Origin of the sequence: Faecalicatena contorta (genome assembly GCF_021531895.1) — a bacterium.
GTDB lineage: Bacteria > Bacillota > Clostridia > Lachnospirales > Lachnospiraceae > JAFBIX01.
Genome location: NZ_JAFBIX010000031.1, coordinates 1 through 21,701, shown reverse-complemented (window position 1 = coordinate 21,701; position 21,701 = coordinate 1). Strand labels below are relative to the sequence as shown.

Genomic DNA, 21,701 nt, shown 5'->3' with positions numbered 1-21,701 from the left:
TAATGAAACATTTTGAGGTGGATTATGTTAGATGAAAAAAAGGTAAAACTTATGACCCATCTTGCGTTCTATGAACAGACACAAGGAAAGGAAGATTTTAAAATCAGTGCGTATTACCGCAAGGATTATGCAAGTCTGCATACGATATGCACTTTTTTATGGGTTACCGTTGGATATATATTGGCAGTTGCACTGGTGATACTGGCGGGTCTGGATACTCTGATGGAGAAGATGTCAAATGGAGCACTGGTGATGATGATTGGAATCATATTGCTGGGATACGTTGCGCTGGTTATCATATATTTGATTATCAGCAGCTTTATTTATAATGAGAAGCATAAGAAGGCCAGACAGCGAGTGAAGAAATATAATCATAATCTGACAAGATTGCTTAAGATGTATGAAAAGGAGAACAAATAGATGGATATGATATATGTATTTCGCGGACGGATACAAGAGCTATATGCTAAGAATTCAAAGGTGTTTGATAAGATATTCCAGTTTATTCTTGCAATTGTGACATTTACGGTAATCAACCACAATGTAGGGTTTATGAAGGCTGTGGCATCGCCGGTGGCAAGTCTTGCACTTGCGGTAATCTGTACTTTCCTTCCGTTGATGGTGACAGTAATCATGGCAACAGTACTGATTCTTGCCCATATGTTTGCTTTGTCTATTGGAATGTTGGCGGTAACAGCAGTTATATTTTTGATTATGTACATTTTCTATCTGCGGCTGACACCGAAGAAGGCATTAATCGTTCTGTTGACACCGTTGGCATTCTTCCTGAAAGTCCCATATATTATCCCGGTGGCATGTGGTCTGGTGGCGACCCCAATCAGTCTGATCGCAATCTCTTGCGGAACGATTGTGTATTACATGCTGGAATATGTAAAAAAGAGTTCTGTAAATATAGAAAATGTCGGTGCGAAAGGAATGCTGACGCAGGCAACAAAGTATGTACAGCAGGTATTTCAGAATAAAGAGATGTGGATTATTATCGTTGCATTTATCATATGCTTTTTTGTAGTATTTACACTGCGCAGAACTTCTATGGATCATGCGTGGAAGGTGGCTATTGTTGCAGGTGCTGTTGTCAATGTCATTGTGATTGTGGCAGGAGACATTGCATTAGGAGTACATACTTCTTATGGAACTTTGATCGGTGGGAATGTCGGAGCAATCGTAATTGGACTGATTCTGGAATTGTTCCTGTTCTCAGTGGATTATGCAAGAAGTGAGAACCTTCAGTTTGAAGATGATGAGTATTATTATTATGTAAAAGCAATTCCAAAGGTATCGGTGGCAACACCAGAGAAGACTGTTAAGCGAATTAACGAACGTCAGGAGACTGAGATCATTGATACAGAGACGGTTCGCAAAAAAGCAGATTCCCAGGCTCAGAACCGTAAAGCAAATGTGAAAAAAAGTGGAAAAAAGCCAGCACCCAAAAAGGGACCTGCTGCAAAGAAACATGATATGAAGGAAGTAGATAAGATGCTTCTGACACAGAGCCTTAGAAAGGATCTTAATTTAAAGGATTAGAGGCATCATATAGTAGTAATATAAAGGAGGTGATAGGATGGAACAGCAGATTAGCAATTTTCTTGGAAGATATGTAAGAGACTTGTATTTTCCGGAAGTGCGTATTACGGATATTGTAGAGATTTTAATCCTTACATTTTTGATCTATCAGCTGATAGTGTGGATTAAAAATACGAAAGCTTGGATGCTCATGAAAGGTATTCTGGTACTTGCTGTATTCATTCTGATCGCCGCAATATTTGAGATGCATACAATTCTGTTCCTGGCCAAGAATGCGGTCACGGTGATGGCGACGGCTGCAGTTGTGGTGTTCCAGCCTGAGCTAAGGCGTGCGCTGGAAAAACTGGGAGAACGGAAGTTTCTGCCATCTATGATTCCATTTGAGACCAAGCGAGAGAAGGTGCGCTTCAGTGAGGAAACAAGAGAGAGTATGATCAGCGCAGCTTATGCAATGGGTAAGGTCAAGACAGGAGCTCTTATCGTAGTAGAGCAGGCCATTCGGCTCACAGAATATGAGAGTACTGGGATTCAGATGGATTGTCTGGTGTCCAGTCAGGTGCTGATTAATATCTTTGAACATAATACACCTCTCCATGATGGTGCGATTATCGTGCGGGGAGACAGGATTGTGTCTGCAACGTGTTATCTGCCGTTGTCTGACAACATGGGAATCAGCAAGGATCTTGGAACCAGACACCGTGCGGCTGTCGGTATGAGTGAAGTAAGCGATGCACTGATTATTGTAGTATCAGAAGAGACGGGAGCAGTCTCTGTGGCACAGGGAGGCAGGATCTATCGAAATATCAGTGAAAAAGAATTAAGGGAGAGATTGGTAAGAATTCAGGATAAGCAGACAGAAGTAAATAGGTTGACAGCATTGTGGAAAGGAAGGCATAAGCATGAAAAAAAGACTAACAGTTAATTTCGGTCTTAAGATATTAGCCTTCTTTATCGCATTGTTCATGTGGCTGATCGTGGTTAATATCGATGATCCGGTAACGGATAAGACCTATACCGGTATTCCGGTACAAGTAATCAATGAAGAAGTAGTAACGTCAGCAAACCGAACCTATCAGATTGTAGATGATACACAGGAAGTGAGTGTTACAGTGACTGCTCAGCGTTCCGTGTTGAATGATATCAAAGCAGAAGATATTGTGGCAATTGCTGATATGAAAGAGATGTCACTTGGCACACAGATTCCGATCGAGGTCAAGATTGAGGGATATAAGTACGATAGTGCTGTCTCGAATCCAAGAAACCTTCAGATACAGATTGATGATGAAGCAAAGAACAATTTCCCGATTACTCCTACTACATTGGGAACGGTAAGAGAAGGATATGTCATCGGAGAATTGAAGGCTAATCCTGAAAAGGTGACGATTCGTGGCCCGAAGACAGTGATTGACAGCATCAATAGAGTTGTGGCAGAAGTGGATGTGTCGGGCTTGTCATCGGATACAGAAGTGGAAGCACGACTGGTGTTGTACGATGCGAATAATAATGTCATTGACCAATCGCTACTGGCTAATAATCTTGGAAAAGAAGGACTTACTGTCGAAGTGACATTACATCAGATCAAGAGTGTGAAGGTAGAGTTAGATACTTCGATGGTGACGGCAGCAGATGGATATAAGATCAGTGAGATCAGTGTAGAACCTCAGGAGGTCCGTATCTCAGGAAGCAAAAGTGCCCTGGCAAGAGTAACTGAGATATCAGTGCCTGCGTCAGCTCTCACAGCAGTGAACCTGACGCAGAGAACAGAGAGAAGTATAGATATCTCGCAGTATCTCCCGGAAGATGTTTCTCTGGTAGATGAGAATGCGGATAATGTAGTGGTTACAATCGCGGTGGAAAAGCCGGGGGCAAAGAACTTCGAAGTATCCACTAGTTCGATTACCGTTAATAACCTTGACAGTAATCTGGAATTGAGTTATGGATCGGTCGTAGATCTTGAGATTCAGATCAAAGGTCCGGATGCAACTCTGAATACGTTCTCGATTGCAAAAAAAGTCAGTATAGACCTTAAAGATTATACAAGACCAGGAACTTATACCGTGCCCGTATCAGTGGAACTTCCGTCGGGATGTTCTCTGGTGAATGAGGTGAGCGTAGAAGTGATACTGGAAGAAAAACAAGAGCAGGAGGAATAAACGGAGGAATTATGGTTAAGCAAAAAGTAACGATTACCAATCCTACAGGCTTGCATCTTAGACCCGCAGGAATCTTCTGTAACACTGCCAGCAGTTTTAAGTGTAAAGTGACATTTGTGTATGGCAATACGACAGCCAATGCAAAGAGTGTCTTGAGTGTTCTCGGAGCCTGCATTAAAAGAGGCGATGAGATTGAACTGATCTGCGACGGGGAAGATGAAGAAGAAGCAATGCGGACGATGACAAAAGTCATTGCAGATGGACTTGGTGAATAAGGTGAAAAAGAGAGAAGGGCAGTTTACATAAGATGTGTAAACTGCCTTTCTTGATTTGTTTTAAAAATTACAAAATTATTAAGAATTATTCAGAAATTACATGTAGATTTAAAGGTAGTTATAGTATAAAATTAATAAGTAGTGTGTAAATAATTGATGGGAGAATCTTATGATTAGAAATATATTAGACTATCTGGAACAATCAGCAAGACATTATCCAGATAAGATTGCATTTGCAGATGAAATGTCAACATGTACTTATAAAGAGTTGTGGAAAACTGCCAGATCTGTAGGCACGAAGTTGGCCAATTATGTTCCGCCAAGATCACCGGTTCCTGTATTCATGGAGAAAAGAGTGGAGACCATCTATGCATTCCTGGGTGCAGTGTATGCCGGCTGTTTTTATGTGCTGCTGGATCCAAAGCTTCCCTCAGAAAGATTGAAACAGATTCTTCAGACTCTTCAGTCAGAAGTTCTGGTGTTACACCCGGATTATGAGAAACAGTTCAAGGCATTGGAATATGAAAGGAATGTTGTAAATATTCTGGAAGCGTTACAGGAGGAAGAAGATGCAGTTCTATTAGAAGCGATTCGTGAGCAGAGACTTGACATAGATCCTTTATATGCAATTTTCACATCTGGTTCCACAGGAATCCCTAAAGGAGTGTTAGTCAGTCATCGATCAGTCATTGATTTTATGGAAGAATTTGTTGATATATTCGGGATTACAGACAAAGATGTCATCGGTAATCAGGCGCCCTTCGACTTTGATGTATCCGTGAAGGATATCTATTCTACTTTGAAAACAGGGGCAACTATGCAGATTATTCCAAAGAAGATGTTCTCATTTCCGACAAAGCTTTTGGATTATCTGGACGAGCGGGAGATCACTACATTGATCTGGGCAGTGTCCGCACTGTGTATAGTTACAACGTTAAAAGGACTGGAATATAAAGTACCTCAAAAAGTGAATAAAATTATCTTTAGCGGAGAGGTCATGCCGATAAAGCACTTGAATGAATGGAAAAAATATCTGCCGGATGCCTTGTATGCGAATGTATATGGGCCCACAGAGATTACCTGTAATTGTACCTATTATATTGTGGACCGGGAATTTCAGCCAGGAGAGAGTCTGCCAATAGGACAACCATTTCCCAATGAAAAGGTATTTTTACTGGATGAGGGGAATCAACTTGTGCGGGAAGCTGGAAAGAAAGGAGAGATCTGCGTCTCTGGAACAGCCCTGTCTCTGGGATATTATCGGAATCCGGAACAGACCAAGAAAGTATTCGTTCAGAATCCGCTGAATGAAAAGTATCTGGAACGTATATATCGTACAGGAGATATGGCCTATTATGGGCACGATGGATATCTGTACTTTGCTTCCAGAAAAGACTTCCAGATCAAGCATATGGGACACAGGATTGAGCTTGGAGAGATCGAGCTGGCGATGGAGATGGCAGAGGGAATCCGCAGAGCCTGTTGTACTTATGATGAGCCGGAGAATAAGATCATTGCTTTTTATGAAGGCGAGGCTGAGAAACGGCAGATTGTCCGTGCATTGGGAAAGAAGCTTCCGGCATATATGATTCCAAACGTGTGGGTGAAGATGGATCGACTTCCAATTACAAAGAATGGAAAGATTGACCGAAAGAAAATGATGAAAGAATACAGGGAGGGTATCTATGGATAGAGTACAGCTGCAGACGATAGCCAGAGAATGTGCTACTCCGGCATATCTTTTTGATATTGATGAGCTGATAAGTAGAATTGAGATGGTAAAGCAAGAACTTGCCCAGTCAATTCAGCTGTGTTATGCAATGAAAGCCAATCCATTCCTGATAAAGCCGATTCAAACACGCGTTGATAAGTATGAAGTGTGTTCGATGGGAGAATTTCGTATCTGTGAACGTGCAGGGATTGCCATGGAGCAGATTGTCTTATCTGGTGTAAATAAAGAAAAAGAAGATATTCTCTCCATTATGGAAACATATGGATCAAAGGGGACTTATACAATCGAATCCCTGGAACAGTTGGAGCTTCTGGAGTATTGTGCTGCTCAGACAGGCAATGTGATTCGTGCCTTAATTCGACTGACCAGTGGAAATCAGTTCGGTGTGGATGAAGAAGATATCTGTACCATGATTGAAAAACGGAAAGCATATCCGCATATCTCCTTCATAGGATTACAGTATTATTCAGGAACGCAGAAAAAGAAGATGGAAAAGATAGAGAAAGAGTTGCGATATCTGGATACATTTCTTCAGAGATTAAAAGAAGAATCTGGTTATGAGGCAGAAGAACTGGAATACGGACCGGGCCTCTACGTGCCGTATTTTCAGACGGATGAAGAGATGGATGATGGAGAGCTACTACAAAGACTTCGAAACCTATTGTCAGAATTAAAATATACAGGGAAGATTACTTTCGAGATGGGAAGGTATCTGTCTGCTTATTGTGGATATTATCTGACCAGCATTGCAGATCAAAAGAAAAACCATGGACAACAGTATGCAATCGTGGATGGCGGAATCAATCATCTAACATATTATGGACAGGCGATGGCTATGAAAACTCCATATTATCAACATGTTCATAAAAATGTGCAAAAAAACGAAGGAGATGTGACAGAAGAGAATTGGAACATCTGTGGATCACTCTGTACAGTCAATGATGTCATTGTGAAGCAACTTCCACTAAAAGATGCAGCAGTGGGGGATATCATCATCTTCGAACGGACAGGAGCTTATGCGGTTACAGAAGGGATCTATCTGTTCTTAAGCAGAGATCTTCCTCAGATACTATTCTACTCGAAGGAAAATGGACTTCAGATGATACGAGAACGGAAGCAGACAGATATCATGAATGGGATGGCAGAAAGATGAAAAAGAAGAGAAACAACCATATCATTAGAATGATCATATTCGTGATCTTGTGCGTGATTCTGTCTTGTTGCCTGAGTTGGGTTACGATGCCACCGAATGTTATATGGCTGAATCTCCATGAGTTGAAAGAAGATGGCCCTTATGATTATCTGTTCGTAGGGACATCCCATGGACAGTATGGAATCAGCCCACAAGTAGTGGATCAGGTGACGGGTAGGAATAGTTTTAACTTGTGCATGGCAAATGAATATCCTGTCGATACTTATTATCTGATCAAGGAAGCATGCAGGCTGCAGAAACCGAAAAAGATTATCTATGAGCTAGACCCATCCTACTGGATCACCGACCAGAATATGGGAACGGTAGCTGGTATGTTCTATAAGGAAATGCCTTGGTCCATGAACAAGCTTCAGTATCTTGGGGATAAGATTATAAAGCTGGATTATAGACAGACAATATTCCCGTGGAGCTACTATAAGAATCTTCTCCCTCAAGCACCGCAGACAATCCGAAAGAAATTGAGCGCGGAATATCGGCAATATGATCCGGCGCTTCTGGATATTCCCGGAGGTCATTACGGCGGTGACGGTTTCATCTATCAGGATAAGGTAGAAGGAGCAGAGAAGGGAACCTTCAATAATGTTCCATGGAATGAGGAACAACTCCGGCCGGAGGCAGAAGAATATTTTGAAAAAATCTTAAACCATTGCAAGAAGGAAAATATTGAATTGGAAGTGATCACACTTCCGGTACCGGCAGAGACATATGCCAACACAACGGAAAGTTATCAGCAGTCTGACCGGTATTTTACAGAACTGATGCAGCAATATCGTATTCCATATCATAATTTTATCTTTGATTCGGCTCTTGCGTTTGACAGAAGTATAGATAACTATTGGGATTATGATGGTCACATGTATGGAGATGCAGCAGAACAATTCAGCCTTGAACTGGGCAAATATCTAAAAGAGAATGATTAAAAGGAGGAGCAAGACAATGGAACAATTATTAGAAATATTAAAGGATATTCAGCCAGATGTGGATTACGAGAACTGTACAACTCTGATTGACGACGAATTACTGGATTCATTTGCAATCTTGAGCATTGTAAGTGAATTAGAGGATGCTTTTGATGTTGAGATTACACCAGTCGATATCATCCCAGAGAATTTTAACTCTGCACAGGCATTATGGGAAATGGTACTACGGCTCCAGGAAGCTTAAAAGTGGAGGAAGGATATGTCTCTGATATCAATGGAATTCCTGCTATTTGTAGGAATCGCAGCTGTGGGATATTACCTGATCCCTAAGCAGTATCAATGGATCTGGCTGTTGATATTCAGCTATATCTATTATGCATCATCAGGAGTGAAACTCCTGTTCTTCCTTCTGTATACCACCATTATCACTTACGGTACGGGAAGACTTCTGGAGTGGATTGATTGTAATCAAGCGAATTCAAAGGAAGAAAAGAAGAGAAGGAAAGCAAGGAAAAAAGCGATTCTGACAGGATGCCTGGTATTGAACTTTGGAATGTTAGCAGTTCTGAAATATACAAACTTTGTGGTTGAGAATATCAATGCCGTATTCCACACAGGTATCTCGTTTCAGATGCTTCTATTGCCTCTTGGTATATCGTTCTATACTTTCCAGTCGATGGGATATATCATCGATGTGTACTGGGGAAAATGTAAGGCTGAGCATAACTTTTTCCGATTTGCGCTGTTCGTCTCCTTTTTTCCACAGATCCTGCAGGGACCGATTGGAAGGTATCATCGTCTGGCAGAACAATTATATGCAGAACATCGGTTTGATCTCATCAACATTGAGAACGCCTTACAGTTAATCTTATGGGGATTCTTCAAGAAGCTGGTACTTGCCGACCGGGCATCCGTAGTGGTCAACCAAGTGTTCTTGAATTATACACAGTATTCAGGTGTCACGAATATAGTAGCAGTTCTAATGTATTCGATACAATTATATATGGATTTTTCTGGTGGAATGGATGTAGTAGCAGGTGTGGCAAGTCTGTTTGGAATCGAACTGGATCAGAACTTCCGACGACCGTATTTTGCAACTTCGATTACGGATTTCTGGCACCGTTGGCATATTACACTGGGGACTTGGATGAAAGATTATATCTTCTATCCAATCTCTTTGTCAAAATGGATGGGAAAGTTCGGAAAATGGACCAAGAAGGTATTCGGGAAGAAGACGGGAAGAGTCCTGCCTATCTGTGTGGCTAATATTATTGTGTTTCTTGTAGTAGGTATCTGGCATGGAGCAGCGTGGAAATACATTGCTTATGGATTCTATAATGGTCTGATTATTGCAATCAGTAGTCTCCTTGCTCCAATCTATAAGAAAGGATTGGCATTCTTCCATATAGATCCCAAGGCCAACGGTTGGCATGTGATTCAGATTCTGCGAACCTTTCTGTTGGTCAATATCAGCTGGTATTTTGATATGGCGGTCAGCCTGTCGGCAGCATGGGCTATGATGAAAAGTACAGTGACAGGATTCACATTGCAGACATTTTCGGACGGAACGATAATGTCACTGGGACTGGATCGGCTGGATTATGCGATTCTGGCAATGGGATGTCTTGTCGTATTCTTGATCAGCTTTCTTCAAGAACGAGGAGTTAAGATACGGGAAAGCCTTGGGCAGAAGCCGTTGATATTAAGATGGGCAGTATATGGAATGCTGGTATTCTGCATTCCAATGTTCGGTTGTGTAATGGATACAGCTGGCGGATTCATCTATGCACAATTTTAGAAAAATGAGAAGATATTAGTGGAAAATCGAAATAATGTATCATTGTACAATTCACAAAAAGTATTGTATAATACAATCAACTAACGAGGAACTAATAATTTTGTACAAGGAGTAAACAGTATGAAAAATGTTACATTAGTTATCATGGCAGCAGGAATCGGAAGCAGGTTCGGTGGCGGTATTAAACAGCTAGAGCCAGTAGGACCAAATGGAGAGATTATTATGGATTATTCTATCTATGATGCTCTGGAAGCCGGATTTAATAAAGTGGTATTTGTAATACGTAAGGATCTTGAAAAAGACTTTAAAGAAATCATAGGCAATCGTATTGAGAAAGTTGTAGCGGTTGATTATGCCTATCAGGAATTGGATAATATTCCAACGCAGTTCAAAGATAAGCTGGAAGGAAGAACCAAACCATGGGGAACCGGACAAGCCATTCTTTGCTGCAAAGATGTAGTGCATGAACCGTTTCTTGTCATCAATGCAGATGATTATTACGGAAAAGAAGCATATGTAGAGGCTTATGATGAGCTTATAAAAGAACACGATGCATCAGACATTAGTATGGTTGGATTCGTTCTAAAGAATACGTTAAGTAAGAATGGGACGGTGACCAGAGGAATATGCAAAGTAGATGACGAGAATATGTTGAGATCAATTGAAGAGACATATGAGATCGCAGGACGAGATGACTATGCAGTTGCAGTAAAGGACGGAGAAGAGATACGATTAGATCTGGATTCTCCAGTATCCATGAATATGTGGGGACTACAGCCGGAATTCTTTGAAATATTAGAAAAGGGATTTGTAGAATTCTTAGATGGTATTAAAAAAGAAGATATTAAGGCAGAATACTTGTTGCCAAGGATTATCGGACAATTGTTGGAAGAAGGTAAGACACATGTAAAAGTCTTAAAGTCACATGACCAGTGGTTTGGGGTTACATATAAGGAAGACAAAGGAGCTGTTGTAGAGGCAATACAAGAATTGATTGCAACAGGGGTATATCCAGAAAGATTATTTTAGCGTAGATATAGAGATAAAGTAAGAGTAAAAAGGCTGTTCCCTCGGGGATGGCCTTTTAATTTGTGAAAAATTTATGAACCGAAATGTAAAAGTTGCATTCTTTCCATTCTTTTAATATAATACAAAATGTCGAAATATGTAAAATAAGTGGAAAGAGTGTGTAAAGAATGAGAAAAGTCTTGCGGATCATAAAGAAAGTTTTGACAGTGTTAGGGACAGTATTAACAGTAATATTAACAGTATTGGCGACAATTCTGTGTTTTAGCATTCAGTGGATGTTTGATACTTGGAGCAATCTGACAATGGATGAATTGGTGTATCATCTGACAGCTCCATTGGATGGAACAAATGAAGGAATGATTATGGAATATCTGAATACTTGTGTTGCTCCTGCTATATTGGTTCTTGTATTGATTCTTATACTGTTTATTGCTTGGCGGAGAAAGAAAAAATATTATGTGGTCATGGGGGTAGGTATGATAGCCTCTCTTGCTGTTTCCATAATTGTAGTTAGGGGTGCATGGACAAAATTGGATGCTGGAAGTTATGTGAAAGCACAGGGAGAATATTCAGATTTCATTGATGATTATTATGTGGATCCGGCAGAGGTTGAGATCACCTTTCCGGAACAGAAGAGAAATCTGATTCTTATATTTTTGGAGTCCATGGAGACAACTTATGCAGATACAGAAAACGGAGGAGCATTTGAAGAAAATGTGATTCCTGAATTAACGAAGCTTGCGCAGGAGAATGAGGATTTTTCTGGAGAAGAAGATAAGTTAAATGGTGGATATTCGATGCCAGGGACTACATGGACAATTGGGGCAATGTTTGCGCATACATCAGGATTGCCATTAAGTATTTCGATTGACGGCAATAATATGGATACCCAGGACTCATTTTTTCCAAGTGCAATAACATTAGGAGATGTTTTAGAGCGGGAAGGATATTCTCAGACATTGTTGATAGGTTCAGATGCGACATTTGGCGGAAGAAGGTTGTATTTTACAGAACATGGGAATTATGATATTGTAGATTATAATTATGCGATACAATCCGGAATGATTCCGGAAGATTATCAAGTCTGGTGGGGGTATGAAGACCAGAAATTATTTGGATTTGCCAAGGAAAAGTTGTTGGAATTATCAAGCCAGGAGGAGCCATTTAATCTGACGATGCTGACTGTAGATACTCACTTTGAAGATGGATATGTATGTGATATCTGTCCTGAAACGTATGGAGATGAGCAGTATTCAAATGTAATGGCTTGTTCCAGTAGGCAAGTATGTGACTTTATTCAGTGGGTACAGGAGCAGGATTTTTATGAGAATACTACTATTGTGATTGTGGGTGATCATCCGACTATGGACGTAGACTATTGTGAAGATATTGATGATGATTATATTCGAAAAGTTTATACATCATATATCAATTCGGCAGTAGTAGTGGAAACGAACGAAGAGAGAGATTATACCACGTTCGATACTTTTCCGACAACATTGGCTGCTTTGGGAGCTAATATAGAAAGCAATAGACTGGGGCTGGGAACTAATTTGTTTTCGACTGCACAGACACTTACAGAACGTCTGGGAATCAATGCTGTTAAGGAGGGGGTGAGTGGAAAATCAAAAAGAATGGAAGAACTTGCAAGTATTGACGAAACAAAAGAAGAATTATTATTAAGAGAAGGAAAACTTCCGATGGCTAATGCATGGGCAGAGGCTTATGAGAGTAATACCGGAGCTTTGCCAGTAGTGGTGACTGATATTGCTAATATTCCGGAAGATATCAGTCAGGTGATGATTGCAGTGTGGACGAATGAAGATCAGAGTGATCTACAGTGGATTGGAATGGAACAACGAGAGGACGGAAGTTATTATGCGCGAATTAATGTCCCGGGATTCGGATATAAAGTAGGAGAATATCAGATTCATGTATATGTAGTGGGAGAGGATGGAGAACAATATAAAGTTGCCGAAACTATTGGAAATGTTAATTAGGTATTGGTGTATTAATGTTTGGCCAAACGCATTTGTCGACAACGGTATATTATTATGCTACAATTAATTGTAATATTTTTTTGGGGGGGGGAAGATAAATGAGTGCTAAACGGAAAAAAAGATGTTCGTTGATTTTATGCTTTATGTTATTGTGGGTTGGCGTGTTGGGTAATGTTTCTTATGCGGACGAACCAGAAGAAAATTATACTGATATAGAAAGTATAAAAGTAAGTAGTGAAGAAGAATCCAATTCTAAGAATTCAGATGTGGAGGAAACAGAGGTATCAGATTCTTCAAACGAGATAACTAAAGCGGAAATTGCTTTGCAGAAAGAAAATATCAGGATTGATAGTGTTATTACTACAATGGATGCGGAAGGAAATATCACAGAGGTTGAAAGTGAAAGTGGATATTTAGAAGATAATGTTTCTGCGTATACCCGTATTGCTACTCCTCAAATTGTAAATTTTAATACGAGAGGGAATGCTGTTACTGAATATACGGAGTATGGTACAGGTAATTCTGGATATACAAATGGTATGTTTGGAGCAGATGCTGCTTATCTCGGTACTGAGAATGGAAAAGTCAAATTTATGATATCAGGGGTAATAGGATTAGTTGATTCCAGTTTGGTGCAAGTAGTAAATATTAGTTCAGCTCAATCGATAAGTTATTATATAGTTTCAAATGGAAGATTATATCATTATATTACTACAAATATAACAAAAAATGATCATGCAACAGTTTTAGATAATGGACCAGCTCCAAATTATCTGAATGCAGGTGAACAGTATTATAGTTATGATGGTCATTATTTTTACACACAGGATAATTTTGGCAGTATGTTAGATGATTATAATCAGGGAAGTAGAAACTATGCGGTTAATAGTACAGATCCATATTATAATTATTTTCAGTATTTGCCTATGCGGAGTAAAACAAAATATTCTGCTGAACAGATAGATTATATAATTAATGGAAAAGTAACGAATTCAAAGATGACAAATACGGGAAGTATTTTTGAGAATTGTCAGAATCAATATGGTGTTAATGTAATATTAGCTTGTGCTGTTGCTGCAAATGAAAGTGCATGGGGGAAAAGCAGTATCGCAATGAATAATAATAATCTGTTTGGATTAAATGCTATAGATTCATCTCCTGGAGATAGTGCTAATACATATTCAAGTGTTGAAAGTTGTATTAAAACTTTTTCTGAAACATATATGTCAAAGCAATATTTAAATCCTGAAAACTGGGTTTATTCGGGGGGATTTTTAGGAAATAAGGGGAGTGGAATTAATGTAAGATATGCATCAGATCCTTATTGGGGAGAAAAGAATGCGAATATAGCATGGATGATTGATAGGACTTATGATAATCAAGATGTTTATGTATATTCGATTGGAATAAAAGATCTTATTGGAATAGAGCATACGAATTTAAATGTACGAAATGAGCCAAATACGACTTCGAAGGTTATTCATACTACTAAAAATTATTCAAATCAATCTTTCATTATATTGGATGATACTTTGAGGGGATTTTATAAAATCCAAAGTGATGCAGTGTTAAATAGTGATAGGACAAACATATTAAATAGCGGGAATTATAATTATAATGAAATGTATGCTTATGTTAGTTCTGATTATGTTAAGAAAGTCATTGGGAAGAGTAGTGGAAATGTTTCTATAAATGTTCCGGAAGAACTGAAGAATGTCATAGAATATCGCGCACATGTGCAGGAAATTGGATGGCAAGATTCTGTAAATAATGGGCAAGTAATAGGGACGATAGGAAAGAATTTGTCTATTGAAGCGATTGAATTAAAAGTAAAGGATATAAATAGTTTAGGGATAGAATATCGCGCACATGTGCAAGATATTGGGTGGCAGGATATAGTATCTGATGGAGCAACTAGTGGAACTGTTGGGCTGGCAAAAAAAATGGAGGCAATCCAAATACGACTAACAGGAGAGCCTTCTGCTGAGTATGATATTTATTACCGTACATATGTTTCGGAATTTGGATGGCTGGATTGGGCTAAAAATGGCGAATTAGCGGGCACGCAGAATTATAATTACGCATTGCAAGCTATGCAAATTGTTATGTTGAAGAAAGGGTCAATTGCTCCGGGAAATACTCTAATTCCATATAAAATAAATACACAAAAAATAGAATATTGCGCACATGTACAAGATATAGGATGGCAGCAAAAAGTTGAAAATGGAGAAGTGGCAGGTACTACGGGGCAGAACAAAAAAATTGAAGCTTTTACAGTGAATTCAGTGTTAAATAATGATCTTGGAATAAAATATCGTGCATTTGTTCAAGATATTGGATGGATGGATTATGAAGAGAATGGAGAAGTGTCAGGAACAGTTGGACAAAATAAACGTATGGAAGCACTTCAGATTGAATTGACAGGAAATGATAATAATAAATATGACATTTATTATCGAGTACACGTTCAAGATAAGGGGTGGCTTGGTTGGGCGAGCAATGGACAAACTGCAGGTACGATTAATTATGATTTGAAAATTGAAGCAATGCAAATTATATTGCTCCCTAAAGGAACTCCAGAGTTGAAAAATGATGTTAAAGAATTTTTGCAGAATCCAACAGTTGTTAGATATTGCACTCATGTAGAAGATATTGGGTGGCAGAAATATGTAAAAGATGGTCAGATGGCAGGAACAACGGGAAAAAATAAACAAATAGAAGCATTTAAAGTCCAACTGTTTGGACAGGAATATTCTGGAGATATTCAATACTCAGCTTTGGTGGAAAATGTAGGATGGCAGGAGTTTGTGTCAAATAATTCGGTGGCAGGAACTGTTGGAGAAAATAAACAAATAGAAGCTGTTAAAATTCAATTAACTGGCGAAATGAGTACGAAATATGATGTATATTATAGAGTGCATGCTTCGGAATTTGGATGGTTAGGATGGACAAAAAATGGGTTGCCAGCGGGAAATAAAGGCTACGGGAAGCAAATAGAAGCGATTCAAATACAATTAGTTAATAAAAATGAAAGTGCGCCAGGAACAACCGATAATTCTTTTTTAGAGAAAGAAGCGGGCATAATTTATTCTGCACATGTACAAGATATAGGATGGCAAGATTTTGTTAGTGATGGTGGGATTGCTGGGACGACTGGAAAAAATAAGCAAATAGAAGCAATTAAGATTCACTTAGATAATTTGAATATGTCAGGAGATGTAAAATATAAAGCACATGTACAAGACGTAGGATGGCAGGATTATGTTTTTGGTGGTAAAATTGCTGGAACAGTAGGGAAAAATAAGCAAGTCGAAGCAATTTGTATAGAATTAACAGGAAAAGTATCAGAAAACTATAATGTTTATTATCGTGTCCATGCTTCGGAATTTGGATGGTTAGGATGGGCAAAAAATGGTGAAAAAGCAGGAAGTGAGGGATATGCACGTCAAGTAGAAGCGATTCAAATTAAGTTGGTAAAGAAAGAAGAATCATTTCCTTGTGGTAATGTACCTTCGTTTTTCAAAAAATAAAAAATGCAGCATTGCTGCATTTTTTATTTAAGGAAATTGGATGGTAGCAAGTGAAATACATTGTTGTGAAGTTAAATTGATGATATAATAAAAAATATCTAGTAAAGTGTTAGATGGAGTATAATATGTTGCATAAGATGTGGAATATTGAAAGAGAGAAGATTGAAACACAAAGTGTTTTTTGGAATATAATGTCAAGTGGTATAAATTCTGTTGTATCAATGCTTTTGCTATGGGTGGTAACGTTTGTGAATGGTGTGGCGGATGCTGGATTGTTTTCTTTAGGTTTTTCAACGTCGCAGATGATGTTGACTGTTGCTAATTATGGCATGAGAAATTATCAGGCTACAGATATTAATCACAAATATTCTATGCGAGTATATTTGGCGTCTCGAATCATAACAAGTATCGTAATGATAGTTTCAGCTTTTGCTTTTGTTAGAATAGAAGGATATTTTTTTGAAAAGGCATTAATCACGGTATTGCTATGTTTGTTAAAGGTTACGGATGCTGTTGATGATGTGTATGGAGGATATTATCAACAACAAGGAAGACTTGATATTAGTGGGAAAATAATGAGTGTGAGAATTGTTGCTTATATTATTGCATTTTGTGTTAGTTTGTTTTTTTCTCATAATTTAATTGTAAGTATTTGTATAGCAATATTCATATCTGCTTTTATTTTGATAGTTTTGGTGAAATCTACACAAGAAGTTGTGATATTAGAAAAACCAGAGTTTAGCTGGAAGAAAATTTATTTGTTATTATATGAATGTGCTCCGTTATGTATTGGTGCTTTTTTGTTAATATATATTGGTAATGCACCTAAATATGCAATTGATGCATATATGTCATCGAGTGAACAAGCGTTGTACACTTACTTGTTTATGCCTTGTTTCGTTACAAATTTATTTGTTGGATTTGCATTGCAACCGCTGTTGGTTCGGTTATCTAAAAAATGGCTACATAAAGAATATGAAAAGTTTCTTAAATTATGCGGACTAATTTTTCTAGGAGCCATTGGAATATCAGGAATTATTTTGGGATTAGGTAGTGCAATTGGATGTCAAATACTGTCCATTGTTTTTGGAGTTCAATTAATTCAGTATAAAAAAGTATTGGTTATTTTGTTGGTTGGAGGGACTTTTTATGCTTTCGCAGTAATTGAACAAGTGATTTTAACAGTGATGAGAAAACAATTGTTTTTTTTGATAGGTTTTGTGATTGCAAGTGTTGTAGCTTTTTTTATATCAAATCCATTAGTAAAGTCTTTTGGACTTTTAGGCGCAGGATATGCATATTTAATTTCAACAGGTGTTTTGTTCCTTACACTTGCAGTTTTGATTTTTGTATTTATATTTTGTGAAAAAAGGAAAGAGGTTCAGTTGATTGACGGAAAAAGTTTCTGAATGTTATACTATATAAGATAATAGAAAATAAAAGGAAGGTTATTATGAGTGAGTTAACTAAAAAACATACTTTTGTAATATGTGCATATAAGGAAAGTCCTTTTTTGGAAGAATGTATTATTTCTCTGAAAAAGCAAAAACTAAAATCCAATATTATAATGGTGACATCAACCCCTAATAGTTACATTTCTTCTTTAGCAGATAAATATCAAATATTATTAAAAGTTAATACGGGTGAAAGCGGAATTGTTCAAGATTGGAATTTTGGATATAATCAATGCAATACTCCCTATGTTACAATTGCACATCAGGATGACATATATTTTGAAGAATATTCTTTACATGCAGTTACATGTTTAGAAAGATGCAAAAAACCATTGATTTATTTTTCTGATTATTGTGAAATTAGAAATGGAAAGAAAGTTGTTAATAATCAATTGTTAAGAATAAAAAGAATATTGTTATTACCATTAAGAATTACCCTACTGCAAAGAAGTAGATTCATTCGGAGAAGGAGCCTTGCTTTGGGAAATGGAATATGTTGCCCGGCGGTTACATTTGCTGTAAATAATTTGCCAAATCCTGTTTTTACAGTTAATTTTCGATCGGATGAAGATTGGGAAGCTTGGGAACGTATTTCTAAATTAAAAGGTTGCTTTTTGTATGATTCTAGTATACAGATGGGACATCGTATTCATGAGGAATCGGAAACGTCAATTATTCTTGGAGATAATGCAAGAAGTAAAGAAGATTATGAAATGTTTTGTAAATTTTGGCCAAAATGGATGGCTAAAATTATAGTGAAATTTTATTCTAAAAGTGAAAAATCAAATAATGTTAACTAGGAGATAAAATGAAAAAATTAATCATAATACCAGCTTATAATGAAAGTGAGAATATTGAAAAAACGGTAACAGCAATAAAGAAAAATGCACCTGATTTTGATTATGTGATAATAAATGATTGTTCGACAGATCAGACAAGAAAGATATGTGAAAGGAATCATTATAATATTATTAATCTTCCGATTAATCTAGGGATTGGTGGTGCAGTACAAACTGGATATAGATATGGATATGAAGAAGGGTATGATGTTGCAGTTCAAGTAGATGGAGATGGACAACATGATCCTCAATTTTTAAACACGATGGTAGAATATTTAAATGAAAATAATTTGGATATGGTTATTGGTTCAAGATTTATTAATAAAGAAGGCTTTCAGTCATCTGGTACAAGGCGAATTGGAATTAAGTATTTTACAATATTAATTCGTGTATTGACGGGTACAATGATTACAGATCCCACATCTGGATTAAGAATGGTTAATAGAGAAATAATGAAAATATTTGCATATGATTACCCTAAGGACTATCCAGAACCAGAGAGTGTAGTTTCGATTCTTAGGAAAGAGAAAAAAGTTAAAGAACTTCCAGTTATAATGAAAGCAAGAGAAGGTGGTGTGTCATCAATCTCACCTAAGAAATCTATTTATTATATGATAAAAGTAACTTTGGCTATTTTAATTGAGTGTATTAGAAAGTAGGAAAAGAAAATGAGATTACGAATTCAAATAATTGTAGCAGTAGTTATAATAATAGCTTTATGTATTATAATTAATATGATTAGAAAAAAAGCTTTGGAATTAAGATATGCATTGGCCTGGCTTTGTGTTGGAGTTGGAGTCCTTATACTGGATCTGTTTCCAGGAATTATGAATTGGCTGGCAGTTTTTATGGGAATTGAACTTCCTATTAATATGTTGTTTTTTTTGGGATTTTGTTTTTCGTTAATTATCATTTTTGGATTGACGATGTCTATATCTAGAATGTCAATACGTATTAAAAACTTAGCACAAGAATTGGCATTATATGAGAAAAGGCAAGAAATGCAGAAAAAAAAGGGTGAAAAAGAATGAGAAGATTTATTTCAATGATGTTACTTTTTTCCTTGATTTTGATTAATGTAAACATGATATCTTTTCAAGTGAATGCAGATAACGAAAGTTTTAGTCAAAATGATGAAGTAACGCAAAATAACTTAGAAGGTGTCATACAAGAAGAAAATATAGAGAATGAGAAAACAGAATTAACTGAGGATATTATTCTGAATAATGAAGAACAACTGGAGAATTCAGCAAATTCAATAAATCCAGAGGAAGGAGACCATGCAAATAGTTGGCGCTACACGGACGGACAGTTGTTAAAACCAGAGTCATCTGCAAAAAGTAGAGCTGCAGTTTATGCATATCATTCGAATGCTACGAGAACAGGAATCGATGTGTCCGAGCATCAGGGAGAAATTGATTGGGAAAAAGTAAAAGAATCAGGGGTGGATTTTGTTATTCTTCGGTGCGGATATGGAATGAATTTGACGGATCAAGATGATAAGTTTTGGGAAAGAAATGTTTCGGAATGTGAACGTTTAGGAATTCCATATGGAGTATACATATATTCCTATGCAACAAATACAGAGAGGGCATTGAGTGAAGCACAGCATGTATTACGTTTGATAAATGGTCATAATCTTTCGTATCCGATTTATTTTGATATGGAGGATAAAAGTACAATCGGAAGCAATTTGGGCGAAATTGCTCAGACATTTTGTTCTACAATTGAAAAAGCCGGATATGCGGTAGGTGTGTATGCAAATCTTGATTGGTGGAATAATTATTTGACGGATGTAAGATTTTCACAATGGCATAGATGGGTAGCACAATATAATTCTACGTGTCAATATTCGGGTGAGTATGCAATATGGCAGTATACTGCATCAGGAAGAGTATCGGGAATATCTTCAGATGTTGATATGAATTATTTGATTGGATATCCAGAGAATCATGGAGTGTCAATGTCTGTATCGATACCAGAGGAAGTAAATGATGTTGTTTTATATTCAGCACATATCCAAGATTCCGGCTGGTTGGATAGAGTTTCAAATGGAAAAGTTGCAGGGACTGTAGGATTAAATAAGCAGCTAGAAGCATTTGAAATTGGTATTCAAAATTTAGAAGGAGTAAACATAAAATATAGTGCATGTATTGATGGAAATTGGCAAGATTATGTGACTGATAGTGAGGTTGCGGGAACAACAGGTATGAACAAGGCAACTGAAGCTATAAGAATAAAATTAGAGGGAGAGAATGCTGAAAATTACAATATATATTATCGAGTTTATATAAATGATCTAGGATGGCTAGGATGGGCATTTAATGATGAGATGGCAGGGACCAGTGGATATGGGTATCCTATAGAAGCTTATCAGATTGCATTACTTCCAGCAGGGTCAGAAGCGCCTGGAAATACTGAGAATGCATATTTAAAGAAACCGAGCGGTATAAAGTATAAAGCGCATGTACAGGATATAGGCTGGCAAGGTTATGTAGAAAATGGAGAGACAGCAGGAACAACGGGAAGAAATCTGAAAGTAGAGGCATTAAAGATAGAACTGGAAGACCAAGAATATGAAGGAAATGTAGAATATTGTGCATTAGTGCAAGGAATTGGCTGGCAAGATTATGTATCAAATGGAGAGATGTCTGGAACCGAAGGGGAAAATAAAAAAATAGAAGCGATATCGATAAAATTAACAGGAGAAATGCAAGAAAGATATGACATCTATTATCGAGTACATACAAGTGATATAGGCTGGCAAGGTTGGACTAAAAATGGAGATAAGGCTGGAACAGAAGGATATGGAAAAAAAGTAGAAGCAGTGCAAATTGAACTTGTAAAAAAGGGTGAAGAAGCGCCTGGAAATACTGAGAATGCATATTTAAAGAAACCGAGCGGTATAAAGTATAAAGCGCATGTACAGGATATAGGCTGGCAAGGTTATGTAGAAAATGGAGAGACTGCAGGAACAACAGGAAGAAATCTGAAAGTAGAGGCATTAAAGATAGAACTGGAAGACCAAGAATATGAAGGAAATGTAGAATATTGTGCATTAGTGCAAGAAATTGGCTGGCAAGATTATGTATCAAATGGAGAGATGTCTGGAACCGAAGGGGAAAATAAAAAAATAGAAGCGATATCGATAAAATTAACAGGAGAAATGCAAGAAAGATATGACATCTATTATCGAGTACATACAAGTGATAT

The 21,701-nt window shown here is 37.5% G+C and carries 18 protein-coding genes; all 18 read left to right on the top strand.

Going from position 1 to position 21,701, the window contains the following annotated elements; genetic code table 11:
- Window positions 1-24: 24 nt before the first annotated feature.
- Window positions 25-420 carry a hypothetical protein gene (locus JQM81_RS11730; protein WP_235233871.1) on the top strand — a complete coding sequence of 132 codons (396 nt, stop codon included), beginning with the start codon at window positions 25-27 and terminating at the stop codon, window positions 418-420.
- Entirely contained in the window at window positions 421-1,545 is a 1,125-nt protein-coding gene (locus JQM81_RS11725) for a hypothetical protein (protein ID WP_235233870.1), read from the top strand.
- 37 nt (window positions 1,546-1,582) lie between these two features.
- Complete coding sequence (gene cdaA / locus JQM81_RS11720; RefSeq protein WP_235233869.1) at window positions 1,583-2,467, top strand: diadenylate cyclase CdaA; 885 nt, start codon at window positions 1,583-1,585, stop codon at window positions 2,465-2,467.
- Entirely contained in the window at window positions 2,445-3,698 is a 1,254-nt protein-coding gene (locus JQM81_RS11715) for a YbbR-like domain-containing protein (protein ID WP_235233867.1), read from the top strand. Before cdaA ends, JQM81_RS11715 begins: the two co-directional genes overlap by 23 nt.
- A gap of 11 nt (window positions 3,699-3,709) precedes the next feature.
- Window positions 3,710-3,973, top strand: coding sequence for an HPr family phosphocarrier protein (locus JQM81_RS11710; RefSeq protein ID WP_235233865.1), 264 nt, complete (start codon window positions 3,710-3,712; stop codon window positions 3,971-3,973).
- 169 nt (window positions 3,974-4,142) lie between these two features.
- Window positions 4,143-5,666 (top strand): amino acid adenylation domain-containing protein, encoded by a 1,524-nt coding sequence (locus tag JQM81_RS11705; protein WP_235233863.1) that lies wholly within the window; start codon window positions 4,143-4,145, stop codon window positions 5,664-5,666.
- Complete coding sequence (locus JQM81_RS11700; protein WP_235233861.1) at window positions 5,659-6,858, top strand: alanine racemase; 1,200 nt, start codon at window positions 5,659-5,661, stop codon at window positions 6,856-6,858. Before JQM81_RS11705 ends, JQM81_RS11700 begins: the two co-directional genes overlap by 8 nt.
- On the top strand, window positions 6,855-7,838 hold the full coding sequence (locus JQM81_RS11695; RefSeq protein ID WP_235233859.1) for a hypothetical protein: 984 nt from the start codon (window positions 6,855-6,857) through the stop codon (window positions 7,836-7,838). The genes JQM81_RS11700 and JQM81_RS11695 overlap by 4 nt, the downstream gene beginning before the upstream one ends.
- 16 nt (window positions 7,839-7,854) lie before the next feature.
- Window positions 7,855-8,082, top strand: a complete 228-nt coding sequence (locus JQM81_RS11690) for a phosphopantetheine-binding protein (protein ID WP_235233857.1) — start codon at window positions 7,855-7,857, stop codon at window positions 8,080-8,082.
- Window positions 8,083-8,097: 15 nt separating this feature from the next.
- Window positions 8,098-9,636 carry an MBOAT family O-acyltransferase gene (locus JQM81_RS11685; RefSeq protein ID WP_235233855.1) on the top strand — a complete coding sequence of 513 codons (1,539 nt, stop codon included), beginning with the start codon at window positions 8,098-8,100 and terminating at the stop codon, window positions 9,634-9,636.
- Window positions 9,637-9,756: 120 nt separating this feature from the next.
- Window positions 9,757-10,665, top strand: a complete 909-nt coding sequence (locus JQM81_RS11680; RefSeq protein WP_235233854.1) for a nucleotidyltransferase family protein — start codon at window positions 9,757-9,759, stop codon at window positions 10,663-10,665.
- A gap of 167 nt (window positions 10,666-10,832) precedes the next feature.
- Window positions 10,833-12,665, top strand: coding sequence for a GBS Bsp-like repeat-containing protein (locus JQM81_RS11675; RefSeq protein ID WP_235233853.1), 1,833 nt, complete (start codon window positions 10,833-10,835; stop codon window positions 12,663-12,665).
- A gap of 98 nt (window positions 12,666-12,763) precedes the next feature.
- Complete coding sequence (locus JQM81_RS11670; protein WP_235233852.1) at window positions 12,764-16,195, top strand: glucosaminidase domain-containing protein; 3,432 nt, start codon at window positions 12,764-12,766, stop codon at window positions 16,193-16,195.
- 125 nt (window positions 16,196-16,320) lie between these two features.
- The gene (locus JQM81_RS11665) at window positions 16,321-17,604 is read left to right on the top strand and encodes a lipopolysaccharide biosynthesis protein (protein WP_235233851.1); all 1,284 of its coding nucleotides are present in this window, start codon (window positions 16,321-16,323) and stop codon (window positions 17,602-17,604) included.
- A gap of 44 nt (window positions 17,605-17,648) precedes the next feature.
- Window positions 17,649-18,449 (top strand): glycosyltransferase family A protein, encoded by an 801-nt coding sequence (locus JQM81_RS11660; RefSeq protein ID WP_235233850.1) that lies wholly within the window; start codon window positions 17,649-17,651, stop codon window positions 18,447-18,449.
- 8 nt (window positions 18,450-18,457) lie between these two features.
- On the top strand, window positions 18,458-19,147 hold the full coding sequence (locus tag JQM81_RS11655; protein WP_235233849.1) for a glycosyltransferase family 2 protein: 690 nt from the start codon (window positions 18,458-18,460) through the stop codon (window positions 19,145-19,147).
- 9 nt (window positions 19,148-19,156) lie between these two features.
- A complete protein-coding gene (locus JQM81_RS11650) occupies window positions 19,157-19,519 on the top strand; it encodes a DUF2304 domain-containing protein (RefSeq protein WP_235233848.1) in 363 nt (120 codons plus the stop codon).
- A partial coding sequence (locus JQM81_RS11645) for a GH25 family lysozyme (RefSeq protein WP_268826624.1) occupies window positions 19,516-21,701 on the top strand: 2,186 nt, incomplete at its 3' end. The genes JQM81_RS11650 and JQM81_RS11645, both read left to right, overlap by 4 nt.

Excerpts from the sequence above, each read along its gene's own strand:
- JQM81_RS11730 (WP_235233871.1), top strand. The coding sequence starts at position 25 with ATGTTAGATGAAAAAAAGGTAAAACTTATGACCCATCTTGCGTTCTAT.
- JQM81_RS11725 (WP_235233870.1), top strand. The coding sequence starts at position 421 with ATGGATATGATATATGTATTTCGCGGACGGATACAAGAGCTATATGCT.
- cdaA (WP_235233869.1), top strand. The coding sequence starts at position 1,583 with ATGGAACAGCAGATTAGCAATTTTCTTGGAAGATATGTAAGAGACTTG.
- JQM81_RS11715 (WP_235233867.1), top strand. The coding sequence starts at position 2,445 with ATGAAAAAAAGACTAACAGTTAATTTCGGTCTTAAGATATTAGCCTTC.
- JQM81_RS11710 (WP_235233865.1), top strand. The coding sequence starts at position 3,710 with ATGGTTAAGCAAAAAGTAACGATTACCAATCCTACAGGCTTGCATCTT.
- JQM81_RS11705 (WP_235233863.1), top strand. The coding sequence starts at position 4,143 with ATGATTAGAAATATATTAGACTATCTGGAACAATCAGCAAGACATTAT.
- JQM81_RS11700 (WP_235233861.1), top strand. The coding sequence starts at position 5,659 with ATGGATAGAGTACAGCTGCAGACGATAGCCAGAGAATGTGCTACTCCG.
- JQM81_RS11695 (WP_235233859.1), top strand. The coding sequence starts at position 6,855 with ATGAAAAAGAAGAGAAACAACCATATCATTAGAATGATCATATTCGTG.
- JQM81_RS11690 (WP_235233857.1), top strand. The coding sequence starts at position 7,855 with ATGGAACAATTATTAGAAATATTAAAGGATATTCAGCCAGATGTGGAT.
- JQM81_RS11685 (WP_235233855.1), top strand. The coding sequence starts at position 8,098 with ATGTCTCTGATATCAATGGAATTCCTGCTATTTGTAGGAATCGCAGCT.
- JQM81_RS11680 (WP_235233854.1), top strand. The coding sequence starts at position 9,757 with ATGAAAAATGTTACATTAGTTATCATGGCAGCAGGAATCGGAAGCAGG.
- JQM81_RS11675 (WP_235233853.1), top strand. The coding sequence starts at position 10,833 with ATGAGAAAAGTCTTGCGGATCATAAAGAAAGTTTTGACAGTGTTAGGG.
- JQM81_RS11670 (WP_235233852.1), top strand. The coding sequence starts at position 12,764 with ATGAGTGCTAAACGGAAAAAAAGATGTTCGTTGATTTTATGCTTTATG.
- JQM81_RS11665 (WP_235233851.1), top strand. The coding sequence starts at position 16,321 with ATGTTGCATAAGATGTGGAATATTGAAAGAGAGAAGATTGAAACACAA.
- JQM81_RS11660 (WP_235233850.1), top strand. The coding sequence starts at position 17,649 with ATGAGTGAGTTAACTAAAAAACATACTTTTGTAATATGTGCATATAAG.
- JQM81_RS11655 (WP_235233849.1), top strand. The coding sequence starts at position 18,458 with ATGAAAAAATTAATCATAATACCAGCTTATAATGAAAGTGAGAATATT.
- JQM81_RS11650 (WP_235233848.1), top strand. The coding sequence starts at position 19,157 with ATGAGATTACGAATTCAAATAATTGTAGCAGTAGTTATAATAATAGCT.